The following is a 14,955-nucleotide window of genomic DNA, read 5'->3' as shown; positions in this document are numbered from 1 at the left end:
CATCCGGAATTTTCACCTGCTGACGGGCGTAATCGCCCGGCCTGCAAGATCGATCATACGGCGCTTGATTACGTGCAAACTCAGGCATTTGGCAGCGGTTTTCCAACATGACCCAGAGAACAATCCTTGTCACAGGCGGGGCCGGCTATATCGGCTCCCATGCGTGCAAGGCGATACAGCGGGCCGGTTATACCCCTGTCACCTTCGACAATCTCGAGACCGGTTGGGCCGAGATGGTGAAGTTCGGCCCCTTCGAGCAGGGCGAGCTGCGCGATCGGGTCCAGCTCGACGAAGTGTTCGCCCGCTGGAAGCCGACCGCCGTGATGCATTTCGCCGCCCTCAGTCAGATTGGGGAGGCGACGCGCGATCCCGGCAAGTACTGGAGCGCAAATGTGGGTGGTGCCGTCACTCTTCTGCAAACGATGGTGGACCACGGCTGCCTCAACCTCGTCTTCTCCTCCACCTGCGCCACGTATGGCGACAAGGACGGGGTCCTGCTGGATGAGGACACGCCGCAACACCCGATCAATGCCTATGGCGCCTCCAAACGCGCCATCGAGGACATGATCGCGGATTTCGGCCAGAGCTTTGGCCTCAACAGCGTGATCTTCCGCTACTTCAACGTCGCGGGCGCCGATCCGGAAGCAGAAATCGGCGAGTTCCATATTCCCGAGACCCATCTCATTCCCATTCTGCTTGAGGTCGCGAGTGGGGAGAGAGAGAAAGTGACGATCTTCGGCGCGGACTATCCCACGCCCGATGGAACCTGCATCCGCGACTATGTGCATGTGAGCGATCTGGTGGAGGCGCATCTACTGGGCCTCGCCTGGCTCGAAGCGTCCAAGGGAAGTCGCGTGTTCTGCCTCGGGAGTAGCCAGGGGTTCTCCGTCCATGAGGTTATTGCCAAGGCACAGGAAGTAACCGGACTGCCCATTCGCTCGGAGATCGGCCCGCGTCGCGGCGGCGATGCCGCGAAACTCGTGTGCGGCAGCGCCGCCGCCACGCGTGTGCTGGGCTGGCAACCAAAGCGGTCCACCCTCGCCTTGATGATAGAGGACGCCTGGCGCGTGCGTCAGAGCGTTCGGCATCCGGCGGGTGCCTGACGGCGTTGCCGGGCCGTTCCGCGCCGGCTTGCCCTGGACGAGATCTCCGATAGCCCGAAGCAGAGCGGTTGATCGGCGAGCGGAGGCGGGGCGCGTATCGGCGGCAGGATCGCGTGCCGTCGACAACACCCTCGCCCCGGCAGGGCTTGCCGCGAAATCGTGTGCCAAGCCCCTTTCCATGCCCGGCGGATATTGGAACAATTGGCGGGATATCGCGTTTCGGGCTTTCAGGCCGGATCGTGCCGTCGATCGGAACGTCCGCTCCAGGGGGGTCACATGACAATGGGCATTAATCGCCGCCATCTGCTGCTCGGCGCCAGCCTCGCGGCACTGCTGCCGGTAAACGCGGCCCGCGCCGCGGACAGCGTGGTTGTCGGCTCGAAGATCGACACCGAGGGCGCGGTACTCGGCAATATCATCGCGCTGATGCTTGAAAACGCTGGAATTCCGGTAACGCGGCGCATCCAGCTCGGCCCCACCAAAATCGTGCGCACCGCGCTGCTGTCCGGCGAGATCGACATCTATCCCGAGTACACCGGCAATGCGGGCTTCTTCTTCAACATGGCGGATGACCCACTGTGGAAGAACGCCGACGAGGCCTATGAGAAGGCACGCGCGCTGGATGAGAGGAACGGGCTTGTCTGGCTGGCGCCGGCGCCCGCCGACAACACCTGGGGCATCGCGGTACGCGGCGATGTGGCGGGAAGCGAGAAGCTCGTGACGCTGGAGGATTTCGCCCGCTGGGCCAACGGTGGCGGCGACGTGAAGCTGGCGGCGTCGGCTGAATTCGTGGAAAGCGCAGCGGCGCTCCCGGCGTTCCAGAAGGCTTATGGCTTCACGCTTTCCGGCCCGCAGCTCCTGGTGCTTTCCGGGGGCGACACGACGGCGACCATCAAGGCGGCAGCCGAGGGCACCTCCGGTGTCAACGCGGCCATGGTCTACGGCACCGATGGCGCCATCTCGGCACTTGGCCTGAAGGTCATGGAAGATACCAAGCACGTGCAGCCGGTCTATCAACCGGCGCCGGTGATCCGCAAAGCCGTGCTCGACGCCCACCCCAAGATCCCCGAGCTGCTCGCTCCGGCCTTCGCCGGCCTCACCCTGCCGACGCTCCAAGAGCTCAATGCCCAGGTCCAGCTCGAAGGGGTTGATGCGCGGACCGTGGCGGAAAACTACCTGCGCGCGCAGGGACTTCTGGGATGATCAGCCACGGGGCGACCCGGCGCGGTCGACGATGACGGTCCGCGCCGCCGCGCCGGCCCGTACCCTGCCGCTGTTGCTGGCCGGTTTCGCACTGGTCGCCGTGCTTCTCGCCGGCTTCGTCGTCGTCGCGCCGAACCGCCTGCTCTCAGGCACGCCTCTCGGCCTGTTGGAGGCGGCGGGGGCGATGGGCGCGATCGCCGTGACAGTGCCTCTCGCGGCGATCCTTGCCCTTGCCTTCGCTGGTGAATTCCCCGCCCGCCAGGTGCTGCTCGGGAGTGCCGGCGGCCTGGTGATCGTCGCCAGCGTCGCGGTCGCCGGCCTCGCCGCCAGCTCCCATGCGGCGGATGCCGGTCGCCTGACCCGCGTGTCGCTGGGCGCCGGCTTCTGGTGCCTGCTGGCCGCAGGCTTCCTCATCATGGCTGACGCCGTGGAGCGAACCTCAGGGCTGGCGGCGAAGGCCGCGCCTGTGCTGGCGACGGGCGCGGGGCTGGTGCTGCTCGCGGCCAGCGGCACGCTCTCGGAGCTGTCGCTCTCCCGCGAATTCGCGGTGCGCCGACACGCCTATCTGGGCGAGCTTGGCAGGCATCTGGAATTGACCGCTGCCGGACTGGTCGTCGCGGTGGTCGCCGGCACGGCCATCGGCCTCATGGCGTATCGCCGTCCGCAGCGCGCGGGGGCGGCCTTCGCGGCGCTCAACATCGTGCAGACGATCCCCTCCATTGCCCTGTTCGCGCTGCTGATCGGCCCTCTCACCGCGCTCACCGCACTGGCGCCGGCGCTCAGGGGACTTGGCGTGGGCGGCATCGGGCCATTTCCGGCGATCCTGGCTCTGGCACTTTACGGGTTGCTGCCGGTCGCGCGCGGAGTGCATGCCGGGCTGTCATCAGTGCCCAAAGCGGCGGTGGACGCGGCGCGAGGCATGGGCATGACCGGCCGGCAAATCTTCACCAACACCTTGATTCCGCTTGCGCTTCCGACCTTTTTCCAGACCCTGCGGGTGACGCTGGTCCAGCTCATCGGGCTGGCCACGCTGGCGGCGCTGATCGGCGCCGGCGGGCTCGGCACCTTCATCTTTCGCGGCCTCGGCCAGACCGCGAACGACCTCGTCCTGCTGGGTGCGCTGTCGGCCATCGGGCTGGCCCTGCTTGCCGATATCGGCCTGCGCGCACTGGCGATGCTGTTGTTCAGGAGGCCCGCGAATTGATTCAATTCGAGAGCGTTTCCAAGAGCTTCGGCGACGTAAAGGCGGTAGACGCGGTGTCGCTCACAGTGGAGCCCGGCACGGTATGCGCGCTTGTGGGCACCTCCGGCTCGGGCAAATCCACCCTGCTGCGCATGGTCAACCGGCTGGAGGATCCCGATTCGGGCTGCATCCGGCTCGACGGCGTCGACATCGCCGGCATGAAGCCGGTCGACCTGCGCCGACGCATCGGTTATGTCATTCAATCAATTGGGCTTTTTCCGCACTGGACGGTGGAACGCAACATCGCCACCGTGCCGCACCTGCTCCGCTGGGACAGCGGGCAGGTGCGGGCGCGGGTGGCGGAGCTGCTTGAACTGGTCGGCCTTGAGCCGGATACGCATGCCGGGCGCTACCCCGACGAGCTTTCCGGCGGCCAGCAACAGCGCGTCGGCGTGGCCCGCGCGCTGGCCGCAGATCCCGAATTATTGCTTATGGATGAACCCTTTGGCGCGGTTGACCCTCCCACCCGGCGCAGCCTTCAGGACAGCCTTGTCGCCATCCAGAAGCGCACCGGCACCACCGTGCTGATCGTCACCCATGATGTGGAGGAGGCCATAAGGCTGGGCGGGACGCTGGCGGTGATGGAGCATGGCCGGCTGGTGCAGACCGGCACGCCGGCGCAGGTTCTGGCGCGACCGGCCAATGAGCAGGTGGCGCGCTTCTTTGGCGGGCCGTTGCTGGGCCTGCACCTGCTTCAGGCGCTAAGTGTCCGGGAACGCGCGGATTTTTCCGCCCCTCCGCAGGCCGGCGCCGCGCCGATCACCAGTGACGCCACGCTGGAGGAGGCGCTGGCGCGGATGATCGCGGAGGGCGTGTCGCACCTGCGGGTCCTCGACACCGATGCGGGCCGTCAGGGGACCATCGCCCTCACCGACCTGGTGGGATGATGAGGGCGATCAGGCGGACGATGAGGCCGATGGGGGCGATGAGGCTGATGAGGCGCCCGGTTTTCTGGGTCGGCGCGCTGTTCCTCGTGCTCACCTTCACCATGAGCGCGATCGCGCCCCATCTCGGCTTCCTGTTTCCGGAGGGCACACGGCTGGTCTACACCCGCGCCAGCTATCCCGAGCTTGTCGCCTCTCACGCCCTGCTCACCGGGCTGGCGAGCCTGGTGGCCATCGTCATCGGCCTTGCCGCCGGCATCTTCGCCACCCGCCCGATGGGCCGGGACTATGCCGCGACGCTGGAAATGGTGACAGCCGTCGCGCAGACCTTTCCGCCCGTGGCGGTGCTGGCGCTCGCCGTGCCGGCCATGGGCTATGGCGCGGGGCCGACCGTGCTGGCGCTGGTGCTCTACGGCGTGCTGCCGGTGATGGGCGGGGCGGTGGCCGGGCTTGGCAGCGTACCCCCGGCGGTGATGAACGCGGCGGACGGCATCGGCTTCTCCCCGGCCGGACGGCTGTGGCGGGTCGAACTGCCGCTCGCCGCGCCGATCATCCTCGCCGGCGTACGGACCTCGGTGACGATCGGCATCGGCACCGCGACCATCGGCTCGACGGTCGGCGCCCTCACCCTCGGCTCGCCGATCATCGACGGGCTGTCGGGCAACAACCCCGCCTATGTGCTGCAAGGCACGGTGCTGGTGGCGCTGTTCGCGGTCAGCGTCGACCTTGCCTTCGGCGAGCTGCAGGGCTGGTACACGCGCGGGCCCTGATGCCGTCGGAATACCACTCCTAAGCCGGCTCCATGCCTTCCAGCAGGGTGGGGATAAGCTCGGAGACGGTGGGGTGGATCGGCACCGCGCGCTGGAACAGGGTCCAGGGCAGGTCCGCGTTCATTACATCGAGCAGGCCATGAATGGCCTCGTCGCCGCTGGTGCCGAGAATGGCGGCGCCGAGAATGCGCTGGGTCTGCGCATCCACCACCACCTTCATGAAGCCCTGCGTCTCCGCCTTCTCCACCGCGCGCCCGACCCGATCCATCGGCCGGCGTCCGATAAGCAGCGGCCGGCCGGTGGCACGGGCCTGCGTCTCGCTCATGCCGACGCGCCCGAGCGGGGGATCGGTGTAGAGCGCGTAACCGGGAATGCGCGCGCTCAGCTTCCAATCCCGCCCGTCGAGCAGATTGGCGGCGGCGATCTCGAAGTCGTTATAGGAGGTGTGGGTAAAGGCGCCCCGGCCGTTGCAGTCGCCCAGCGCATAAATGCCGGGCACGCTGGTCTGGAGGTGGTCGTCGACGGTGATGTAGCCGCGGGAATCGGTGGCGATGCCGGCGGCCTCCAGCCCGAGATCATCGGTGTTCGGCCGGCGGCCGATCGCCAGTAGCACATGCGAGCCGGTGACGTTCGCCCTGCCGCCCGGCCCTTCAACATGGACCTCGGCACCTTCCTCATGGGCGGCGAAGCTCATGCATTCCGCGCCAGTGTGCACCTCGATGCCCTCGGCCTCCAGAATGGCGCGCAGCGCGTGGGAAATGTCCTCGTCCTCGCGCGCGACAAGGCGAGGCCCCTTCTCGATGACGGTGACGCGGGCGCCGAAGCGGCGAAACATCTGCCCGAATTCGAGCCCGATATAAGAACCGCCGATCACCACCAGATGCTTGGGCACGATGTCGAGCCCGACCATGTCGGTATTGGTGAGGTAGCGCACCTGATCGAGGCCGGGCAGGTCCGGCACCAGCGCGCGGCCGCCGACATTGAGGAAGATCAGCGGCGCCGTCAGTTGCACCGTCTCTCCCCCCTGGGCGCCCGCCACCTCGATCGTCCGCGGGCCGGTGAAGCGGGCATGGCCGCGCAACACGGTGCAGCCTTCCATGCCCTCCAGCCAGGATTCGATGCCGGCGCGGCTGTCACGGATGATCTTGCCGGCCCGGCCCTGCACCACCTTCATGTCGATGCCCGGCGCCCCGTTCAGGACCACGCCGAACTCGGCGGCACGCTGGGCCATGCGCGCGGCATAGGCGCTCGCCACCAGTGTCTTGGTCGGCCGGCAGCCGGTGTTCACGCAGGTGCCGCCGAAATAGCGGCGCTCAACGACCGCGACCCGTTTGCCGGCGGCGGTGAGCCGGCCGGCCATGGAGGGCCCCGCCTGCCCGGCACCGACGATGATGGCATCGAAAGCCCGCGCCATCACCATGCACTCCCGAGGGGACAAGAGGGGGCAGGAGCGGGAAAGCGGACCGACATGGACATGCCTTCGAACAGGGCCCGGAAACGGAAGCACGAAAGGCGCGCCTGGGTGCACGCTCCCGCCATCGGCCCCGTCAAATGGCGGACGCGGGGCCAGAGTGCCCGAAATCGCCCGGCCCGTCTTGTCCAATTCCCCGCTGGCGTGCGCCGTGCCGGGTAGTCAGGCGGCCGCGTCCAGACCGTCCAACAGATCGCGCACGCTGGCGCGGGTCTCGATGTGGCGGAGCCGCTCATACAGCTCGCCGGCCGCCTCGGGGGTGAGAAGGAGGCGGGCACAATCGTCGAACTTGGCGGCCAGTTCGCCGTCCCCAAGCGGGTCGCTTGCCGCGCCGCGCGGATAGGCGCGAAACCCCTCCAGAGCCCGGCCATCGGTCAGGTGCATGCGCACCCGCGCGCCCTCCGGCGCGGCACGGCGGGCGGCCTCGTCCCAATACGGGCCGCTCGCCATCTCCACCTTCTCCATCAGCGCGTGGACCGCCGGGTCGCGAAACGCCTCGCGCGCCAGGGCGGTCAGCGTCACATCGCCCAGCACCAGCGTGGCGGCGATGGCGAAGGGCATGGAGAACTGCGCCTGCTGGCGGGTCGCGGGCCGGTCATGGATGAGATTGGCGAGGATGACCGGCGGCACGTCGCAGACGATGCGGGCGATCTCGGCCGGGGCGATCGCGTGCGTGCGCACCAGCCCGGCGACGACATCGACGCTGGTGTGCGCGGACAGGCAGACCGGGATCCGCTTGATGTCGATGCCGGGGTCCAGAAGGCGCCAGCGCACGCCGAACCCGTCAAAGGCGCCTGCGTCGAACACGCCGTCATTCAGCAACGCCGCGAAGCCGCGCGGATGGCCGGCGATGTCCGAGGGGCCGCTGGCGCCCTCCATGGCGAGCCGCGCGGCCATCACCCCGGCCTCGGCCGCGCGGCCGGCCAGCAAGGGCTTGGCATCGGTGCCGAACGCCGCCTTGGCTCCGCCCGCGCCGGCCAGCGCAAGGCCGATGGCGGAGGTGGTGGCGCTCGCATCGAGGCCGAGCAGACGCGCGGCGGCGACGCTGGCGCCCACCGGGCCCAGCACGGCGGTGGTCCACCAGCCCTTTTCATACAGATGCATGGTGGCGGCGGCGCCGAAGGCGTATTCCGCCTCCGATCCGGCGATGATCGCATCGATCAGCTGGGCGCCGGAAGAATCGACGGCCTGCGCCAGCGCCAGCGCCGCCGGCACGATGATCGCCGAGCCATGGACCACGCCGGCATAGCAATTGTCGTCGAAGTCGAGCGCATGGGCGGCGGTGGCGTTGGCGAAGGCCGCACCGGGCGGAGCGAGACGCATCCGTGTGCCCGGCACCACGGCGGGACCGAGCGCGAAGCTGTCGCCCGCCACACGCTGCGCCGTGCGGGCGACCGCGCTGGTCGCGCCCGCCAGTGCCACGCCCAGCGTATCGATGAGGCAGTTGCGGGCGACGGCCCGAACGGCGCCGGGCACATCGTCCGGCGCGAAGCCGGACGACCATCGGGCCAGGCGCTCGCTGGGGTGGCTCACAGCGAGGAGCGGGCGGCCATGGTCAGCCCCTCGCGCTCGACCGTGGCGAGGGCCTCCTCATAGCCGGCATCGGCATGACGGAACACCGCGACCGCGGAATCATTGCCCAGAACCCGGCGCAGGCGCCGCGCGGCATCGGGCGTGCCGTCCGCAACCACGGCGAAGCCGGCATGCTGGGAATAGCCGATGCCCACGCCGCCGCCATTGTGCAGCGACACCCAGGTGGCGCCGCTGGCGCAGGCGGTGAGCGCATTCAGCATCGGCCAGTCGGCCACCGCGTCGGAACCGTCCAGCATGCCCTCGCTCTCGCGGTTGGGGCTGGCGACGGAGCCGGAGCTGATATGGTCGCGGGTGACGATGATCGGGGCGCCGACCTCGCCGGAGGCCACCATGTCGTTCAGCGCCAGGCCGGCGGCGACGCGGTCCTGCAGGCCCATCCAGTAGCTGCGCGAGGGCAGGCCCTGGAACTGGATGCGCTTCTCCGCCATGTCGATCCAGCGCCCGAAGCTGGGATCCTGCACGATGGTCTTCAGCCTGGCGCTCGAATGCAGGATGTCGTTCGGCTCGCCGGACAGCGCGATCCAGCGGAACTGGGTGCGGCCGCGGCAGAACTGGGGGCGCACATAGGCGCTGATGAAGCCGGGGAAGTCGAACGCCGCCTCGACGCCCGCGTCGCGCGCCATCTGGCGGATGTTGTTGCCGTAATCGAACACCGGGATACCACGGGCGCGGAAGTCGAGCATCGCGCGCACCTGCCGGGCCATGGTCTGCTTGGCCGCCGCGATGGTGCCCTCCGCGTCGCTCTCGCGGCGGCGCTCCCATTCATCGAGGCTCCAGCCCGCCGGGATGTAGCCGAACAGCGGGTCATGGGCGGCGGTCTGGTCGGTGACGAGGTCGGGCAGCGTGCCGCGCGCCAGAATCTGTTCATAGACCTCGGCGGCATTGCCGATGAGCCCGATCGAGACCGGCTCGCCGGTACGCCGGGCCGTCGCCAGCAGGGCCAGCGCGGCGTCGAGCGTTTCCGCCTTGCAATCGAGATAGCCGCCCTGGATGCGACGCTCGATGCGCTCGGCGCGCATCTCCACCGCCAGCACCGAGCAGCCGGCCATCACGCCGGCCAGAGGCTGGGCACCGCCCATGCCGCCAAGCCCGGCGGTGAGCAGCCAGCGGCCGGCGAGATCGCCGCCATAATGCTGGCGCCCGGCCTCCACGAAGGTCTCGAACGTGCCGCCAATGATGCCCTGGCTACCGATATAGGTCCAGGAACCGGCCGTCATCTGGCCGTACATCATCAGTCCCTTGCGCTCCAGTTCGTCGAACACTTCCTGCGTCGCCCAGCGGCTGACGAGGTTGGAATTGGCGATGAGCACGCGTGGGGCGTCGGCATGGGTGCGGATGACGCCGACCGGCTTGCCCGACTGAACAAGCAGGGTCTCGTCCTGATCCATCGCCTTCAGCGTGGAGACGATGCGGTCGTAGCATTCCCAGTTCCGCGCCGCGCGGCCGCGCCCGCCATAGACCACCAGATCCTCCGGGCGCTCGGCGACCTCGGGGTCGAGATTGTTCATCAGCATGCGCAGCGGGCCTTCGGTGTGCCAGCTGCGGGCATTCAGGGTGGCGCCGCGCGGGGCGCGGATGATCCGGCGGTTGGGGGTGGCGGCGCTCACGCAGGGCTCCTCATGCGGGTCGATCGACAGGCTCGACGACGGAAGCATAGGAAGGGCTTCGAATTAAGTGTACTAACGAATTTTCATAGATTGCATAATTCAATCTTATTCAGCGGCTCGCGTCACGTCGGGCCCCGGGTGTGGAAGTAGTCCTTGGCCACGGTGACGAAGGCTTCCGCCGCCCGCGTCATCGGTGCGTGCGCCGAGGAGCCGATGATGACGCGCTGGGGTGGCACGCTTTCTTCCAGCGGGCGGCAGATCAGGGGAACCCCGTCATGGGAGTGATCCCCGAAGGGCCGGGTGACCAGCACGCTGTTGCCGAGCCCGTGGGCCACCATGCCGCGCACGGTTTCCAGCGAGGTGCAGCGCAGCAGCTGCTCGGGCATCACCCCGATCATACGGAACAGCGAGAGGAAATAGTCGCGGCTGTGCGGCAGGTCGATCAGCACGAAGGGTTCCTGGGCGAGATCGCGCAGCGACACCTGCGGCATGCCCGCCAGCGGGTGGTCGCGCGCCAGCAGCGCATAGGGGGTCAGCGCGGCGAGAGGGGTGCGCGCCATCTCGCCGATGGTGTCGAGATCGTAGAGCAGCGCCAGCTCGACCACACCGTCGGCGAGATCGCGGTGGAGCTGGTCGAGCGTGGCCTCGCGCAGGCGTACCCGCACATCAGGATGGGCCGCGCCGAAGGCCCGCAGCAGGCCGGGCGCATAGGCCGGGGCGAGCGTGGAGAACACGCCGATCTCCAGTTCGCCGGTCAGCCGCCCGTCCTTGGTGCTGTCCATCACCGCATGGGCATGGGCGAGCAGGTGGCGCACCTCGGCGAGCTTGCTGCGCCCGAACGGGGTGAGGTCGACACCCTGTGCGTGGCGGCGCACGAACAGCTTCTGCCCGAAGCTCAGCTCCAGCTGGCCGATGGCCACCGAGATCGCCGGCTGGGAGACGTGCAGCGCCTCCGCCGCGCGCAGCGTGCTGCCCGCCTCGGCCGTGGCGACAAAGTAGGTGAGCTGTCGCCAGGACACGTTGATGGCCACGTCTTGAATTACCTGAAGTTATTCAGATTATGAAAAGCCGATATTTTTGTTAATTGAGAGGGAGTGTCAAGCTCACCCGTCCTTCAGCTGGCGAGCCCCCATGACCCCTTTCACCACCGACGACGACCGCGCCATTGCCGACGCGATCACCCGCTTTGCGGGCGAGCAGATCGCGCCCCACGCACGGGCGATCGACGCCGAGAGGCGGTTCGCCGGCGAGCACCTGCCGGCGCTGGCGGGCATCGGCCTCACCGGCATGAACCTGCCGGAAGCGTGGGGCGGGGCCGGCGTCTCGGCGGTGGCGCTCTATCTCGCGGTGGAAGCACTCGCGGGCGCCTGCGCCTCCACCACCTCGATGCTGACCGCCCATTTCCTCGCCACCGACGCCATCCTCATCGGCGGCGACGACGCCCAGCGCGGGCGCTGGCTGCCGGAGGCGGCGGCGGGCAGCCGCCTTGGCGCCTTCGCGCTGACCGAGCCGCGCGCGGGCTCCAACCCCGCCGACATGAGCACGCGGGCCGTGCGCGCGGGCGAGGCCTACCGGCTGACCGGCACCAAACACTTCATTTCCAACGCCGCCCACGCCGACTTCCTGGTGGTGTTCGCGCTCACCGACCCCGCCGCCAAGGCGCGCGGCATCAGTGCTTTCGTCGTCGAACGGGCGACACCGGGGGTGAGTGTCAGCGCTCCCGAGCCGACCATGGGGCTGCGCGGCGGGCATGTGTTCGAGGTCCGCTTCGACGATTGCCTCATCCCCGCCACGTGCCGGCTGGGCCCGGAGGGCAGCGGCTTCCGTACCGCGATGAAGGTGCTGGACAATGGCCGCGTCGAGGTCGCCGCCACCGCCACCGGCATCGCCGGCGCCGCGCTGGAGGCCACCCGCGGCTGGCTGAAGGTGCGGCAGGTCGAGGGCGAGCCGATCGCGCGGTTCCAGGGGCTGCAATGGATGCTGGCGGACATGGCGACCGATCTTGAGGCGGCGCGCCTTCTGAGCCTGCGCGCGGCGCATCTGCGCACCCGCCAGGAGCGCTTCTCGCAGCAGGCCGCGATGGCGAAGCTGTTCGCCTCCGAGATGGCCGGGCGCGTGACCGACCAGGCGCTGCAGATCCACGGCGGCTATGGCTATGCGCAGGACCTGCCGCTGGAGCGCTATGTGCGCGATGCCCGCATCCTGCGCATCTATGAGGGCTCGTCCGAGATCCAGCGCAACATCATCGCCCGCGCGCAGCTGGCGTGAGGGCGGCAGGATCGGGGCCGGACATGAGCGCCCGCATCTGCCTTGGAACTGGGCAGCGCTGGACGGAATCCTGCTCAATTCTGGATCAAATAGACCAAATTTTGTGTATCTTGAAACAAATGTTGCAAGGCACGAAACGCCCTTCTATCGTCGCGGCCATGGAGCGCATCGACTTCGTTACCAAGGTAAAGCAGCAGTTCGACGAGCTGCCCGGCAGGATCCGGGTGGCTGCCAGCTACGTGCTCGACCATCCCGAGGACGTCGCCCTGCTGTCGATGCGCGAGCAGGCGCGCCGCGCCGGGGTGCCTCCGGCCACCATGACCCGCTTTGCCCAGCACATGGGCCTGCCCGGCTATGATGAGGTGCGCGCGATCCACGCCGCCGCCCTGCGCGAGGCCCCCGTGGCCTATGGCGGGCGGGCCGAGAACCTCGTGCGCCGCCATCGCGAAGTCGGCAATGCCGGCGTCGCCACCGAGATGCTGGAGCGACTTGCCGTGCATCTGAGCGAGGTCGCCACGCCCTCGCGCGTCGAGCGGCTGGCCGAGGCCGCGCGCGACATGGTGGCGGCGCGGCGGATTTACTGCCTGGGCCACCGCTCCTCGTTCCCGGTGGCGTTCCAGTTCAACTATCTGCTGTCGTTCTTCGATAGCCGGTCGATCCTGCTCGACGCCACCGGCGGCGTCGGCCACCCCAACATGCTGGACGCCGCGCCCGGCGATGTCCTGCTGGTCATCTGCTACCGACCCGCCGCCCGCCACGTGATCGAGGCCACCGCCTTCGCCCGCCGGCAGGGGGTGCGGGTGATCGCCATCACCGACAGCGAGGCCAATGCGATCAGCCGGCTCGCCCATCTCACCCTGCTGACGCCGTGCCAGTCGCCCTCGTTCTTCGACACCGTCACGCCCGCCTTCGCGGTGTGCGAGACGCTGGTCGCGCTCATCGCCGGCCTGCATCCGGGCGACGTCGCCGCCTCGGTCGCGCGCTCCGAGGCCAAGCTGTGGGAGCTGGGCGTGTGGTGGGGCGAGGAGGAAGCACTGCCGGCCTTTGCCGCCCCGGAACGGGTTCGCCCCGATCCGGCGCAGGCATCCACCGCCGTTCATCCGTCCGCCGACGCCGTTGTCCATGCGGACGAAGGCTGACGGAAGGCCCCTGCTCCGCGGGGACACCGAACCGCACCCGGCGCCGCGCGCGGCGCCGGGCACGCACCGAGAAACGCCAGGCACGGACAATACCTGGCGAGTACAAACGAAGACCTGGAAGGAGTTGGGAATGAAGAAACGACTTATCGGCGCCCTGGGCGCGGCTGCGATCAGCATGACCGCACTGATGGCACCTGCGATGGCCGACGGCAATCTGCGCGTCGCCATCCCCTCGAACCTGAACACACTCGACGCCGCCAAGACCAAGCTCGGCGAAGAGTACATCATGAACTTCCTGATCTTCAGCGGCCTGACCGAAGTCGACGGCAAGGGCAGCGTGAAGCCGGATCTGGCCGAGAGCTGGACCAAGAGCGACGATCAGAAGACCTGGACCTTCAAGCTGCGCCCCGGTGTGAAGTTCCATGACGGCAGCCCGCTTGAGGCCGAGGACGTCAAGGCCACCATCGAGCGCATCAAGGACAAGGCCACCGGCTCGACCGCGCGGGTGAACTTCGACCTCGTCGAGAGCATCGAGACGCCGGACAAGGAGACCATCGTCTTCAAGCTGAAGATCCCCTATTCGGGCTTCGCCGAGCTGTTCGGGGACCGTCAGGTCCGCATCATGAAGCGCGACGAATTCGACACCGTGGCGACCCACCCGATCGGCACCGGGCCGTTCATGTTCAAGTCCTTCACCCCCGGCGACCGCGTCGAGCTGGTGAAGAACCCGGACTACTACATCAAGGGCGAGCCCAAGCTCGACGCGGTGACGTTCCGCATCATGCCGGAAAGCGCCGCCCAGATCGCCGCGCTGGAAACCGGCGACATCGATCTGGTGTGGAGCCTGCCGCTCGAATCCATCGACCAGATGAAGAAGAACCCCGACGTCACCGTCGACGCCACGCCGACCTCGACCTGGGACGGCCTGATCATGAACGCGGCGAAGAAGCCGTTCGACGACGCGCGCGTGCGCAAGGCGGTGCTGATGGCGCTGGACAAGCCCGCGCTGGTCGAGGTCGCCCTGTATGGCCAGGGCACGCCGACCCACACCATGATCCCGCCCTCGCACCCCTACTACAACAAGGACATCCCGATCTCGCCCCCCGATGTCGAGGGCGCGAAGAAGCTGCTGGCCGAGGCCGGCTTCCCCGATGGTTTCGAGACCACGCTCTACGTGCCGGTCGGTCGCCCGACGCGTGAGCGCCTCGGCATCGCCGCCAAGGAGTTCCTCGCCCCCGTCGGTATCAAGGTCGATATCCAACGCGTGCCGTGGGACAAGTTCGTGAAGGAAATCGAGGGCAAGGCGGCGTTCTACACCGACGGCTTCTTCAGCCGACCGACCATCGACACCTCGATCTACCCCTTCTTCCACTCCACGGGTTCGTGGAACACCCAGCTGTGGAACTACAACAACCCGGCCATCGACAAGGTTCTGGACGACGCCCGCGCCGCCAAGACCGAGGAAGAGCGCGCCGCTCTCTACAAGCAGTTCCAGGCGCTGGCCGAGGAAACCCCCGCCGGGGCGATCCCCTACGTGCTGAACCACGTCAATGCCTACCGCAAGAACGTGAAGGGCTTCGCCTCCAGCCCGATGATGTGGCTCGACCTGCGCGAGACCACCGTTCAGTGAGCTGGCCCCGCCGGGCGGCGCCTCGCGTGCCGCCCGCGGGAACC

At 68.3% G+C, this 14,955-nt stretch carries 12 protein-coding genes; 8 read left to right on the top strand and 4 right to left on the bottom strand.

Annotated elements, in window-relative coordinates; all coding sequences use genetic code 11:
• The first annotated feature begins 107 nt into the window (after positions 1-107).
• The 5 genes from galE to G3A50_RS11470 all read left to right on the top strand — a co-directional run bounded on the left by galE (position 108) and on the right by G3A50_RS11470 (position 5,203).
• The gene (gene galE / locus G3A50_RS11490; protein WP_163075407.1) at positions 108-1,103 is read left to right on the top strand and encodes a UDP-glucose 4-epimerase GalE; all 996 of its coding nucleotides are present in this window, start codon (positions 108-110) and stop codon (positions 1,101-1,103) included.
• Between the two features lie 276 nt (positions 1,104-1,379).
• Positions 1,380-2,306, top strand: coding sequence for a glycine betaine ABC transporter substrate-binding protein OsmF (osmF, locus tag G3A50_RS11485; RefSeq protein ID WP_163075406.1), 927 nt, complete (start codon positions 1,380-1,382; stop codon positions 2,304-2,306).
• Between the two features lie 31 nt (positions 2,307-2,337).
• Positions 2,338-3,510, top strand: a complete 1,173-nt coding sequence (locus G3A50_RS11480; protein WP_163075405.1) for an ABC transporter permease — start codon at positions 2,338-2,340, stop codon at positions 3,508-3,510.
• Complete coding sequence (locus G3A50_RS11475; protein WP_163075404.1) at positions 3,507-4,436, top strand: ABC transporter ATP-binding protein; 930 nt, start codon at positions 3,507-3,509, stop codon at positions 4,434-4,436. The genes G3A50_RS11480 and G3A50_RS11475 overlap by 4 nt, the downstream gene beginning before the upstream one ends.
• 47 nt (positions 4,437-4,483) lie before the next feature.
• Positions 4,484-5,203, top strand: a complete 720-nt coding sequence (locus G3A50_RS11470) for an ABC transporter permease (protein WP_246251621.1) — start codon at positions 4,484-4,486, stop codon at positions 5,201-5,203.
• A gap of 19 nt (positions 5,204-5,222) precedes the next feature.
• On the opposite strand, the gene G3A50_RS11465 is transcribed toward G3A50_RS11470, so the two are convergent.
• From G3A50_RS11465 to G3A50_RS11450, 4 genes are all read right to left on the bottom strand, one after another.
• Positions 5,223-6,617 carry an FAD-containing oxidoreductase gene (locus G3A50_RS11465; protein WP_163075402.1) on the bottom strand — a complete coding sequence of 465 codons (1,395 nt, stop codon included), beginning with the start codon at positions 6,615-6,617 and terminating at the stop codon, positions 5,223-5,225.
• 219 nt (positions 6,618-6,836) lie between these two features.
• Positions 6,837-8,207: an MmgE/PrpD family protein gene (locus G3A50_RS11460; RefSeq protein WP_163075401.1), complete on the bottom strand. Its 1,371-nt coding sequence runs from the start codon at positions 8,205-8,207 to the stop codon at positions 6,837-6,839.
• A complete protein-coding gene (hutU, locus tag G3A50_RS11455) occupies positions 8,204-9,874 on the bottom strand; it encodes a urocanate hydratase (protein ID WP_246251619.1) in 1,671 nt (556 codons plus the stop codon). The genes G3A50_RS11460 and hutU overlap by 4 nt, the downstream gene beginning before the upstream one ends.
• 122 nt (positions 9,875-9,996) lie before the next feature.
• Positions 9,997-10,905: a LysR family transcriptional regulator gene (locus tag G3A50_RS11450; RefSeq protein ID WP_163075399.1), complete on the bottom strand. Its 909-nt coding sequence runs from the start codon at positions 10,903-10,905 to the stop codon at positions 9,997-9,999.
• Between the two features lie 100 nt (positions 10,906-11,005).
• On the opposite strand from G3A50_RS11450, the gene G3A50_RS11445 reads away from it, so the two are divergent.
• From G3A50_RS11445 to G3A50_RS11435, 3 genes are all read left to right on the top strand, one after another.
• Positions 11,006-12,142 carry an acyl-CoA dehydrogenase family protein gene (locus G3A50_RS11445; protein WP_163075398.1) on the top strand — a complete coding sequence of 379 codons (1,137 nt, stop codon included), beginning with the start codon at positions 11,006-11,008 and terminating at the stop codon, positions 12,140-12,142.
• 158 nt (positions 12,143-12,300) lie between these two features.
• Positions 12,301-13,281 carry a MurR/RpiR family transcriptional regulator gene (locus G3A50_RS11440; protein WP_163075397.1) on the top strand — a complete coding sequence of 327 codons (981 nt, stop codon included), beginning with the start codon at positions 12,301-12,303 and terminating at the stop codon, positions 13,279-13,281.
• A 130-nt stretch (positions 13,282-13,411) separates the two neighbouring features.
• On the top strand, positions 13,412-14,911 hold the full coding sequence (locus G3A50_RS11435) for an ABC transporter substrate-binding protein (RefSeq protein WP_163075396.1): 1,500 nt from the start codon (positions 13,412-13,414) through the stop codon (positions 14,909-14,911).
• The last annotated feature ends 44 nt before the right edge of the window (positions 14,912-14,955 follow it).

Source organism: Ancylobacter pratisalsi (assembly GCF_010669125.1).
GTDB lineage: Bacteria > Pseudomonadota > Alphaproteobacteria > Rhizobiales > Xanthobacteraceae > Ancylobacter > Ancylobacter pratisalsi.
This window is presented reverse-complemented; position numbering and strand designations above follow the sequence as displayed.

Excerpts from the sequence above, each read along its gene's own strand:
- galE (WP_163075407.1), top strand. The coding sequence starts at position 108 with ATGACCCAGAGAACAATCCTTGTCACAGGCGGGGCCGGCTATATCGGC.
- osmF (WP_163075406.1), top strand. The coding sequence starts at position 1,380 with ATGACAATGGGCATTAATCGCCGCCATCTGCTGCTCGGCGCCAGCCTC.
- G3A50_RS11480 (WP_163075405.1), top strand. The coding sequence starts at position 2,338 with ATGACGGTCCGCGCCGCCGCGCCGGCCCGTACCCTGCCGCTGTTGCTG.
- G3A50_RS11470 (WP_246251621.1), top strand. The coding sequence starts at position 4,484 with ATGAGGCGCCCGGTTTTCTGGGTCGGCGCGCTGTTCCTCGTGCTCACC.
- G3A50_RS11465 (WP_163075402.1), bottom strand. The coding sequence starts at position 6,617 with ATGGCGCGGGCTTTCGATGCCATCATCGTCGGTGCCGGGCAGGCGGGG.
- G3A50_RS11445 (WP_163075398.1), top strand. The coding sequence starts at position 11,006 with ATGACCCCTTTCACCACCGACGACGACCGCGCCATTGCCGACGCGATC.
- G3A50_RS11440 (WP_163075397.1), top strand. The coding sequence starts at position 12,301 with ATGGAGCGCATCGACTTCGTTACCAAGGTAAAGCAGCAGTTCGACGAG.
- G3A50_RS11435 (WP_163075396.1), top strand. The coding sequence starts at position 13,412 with ATGAAGAAACGACTTATCGGCGCCCTGGGCGCGGCTGCGATCAGCATG.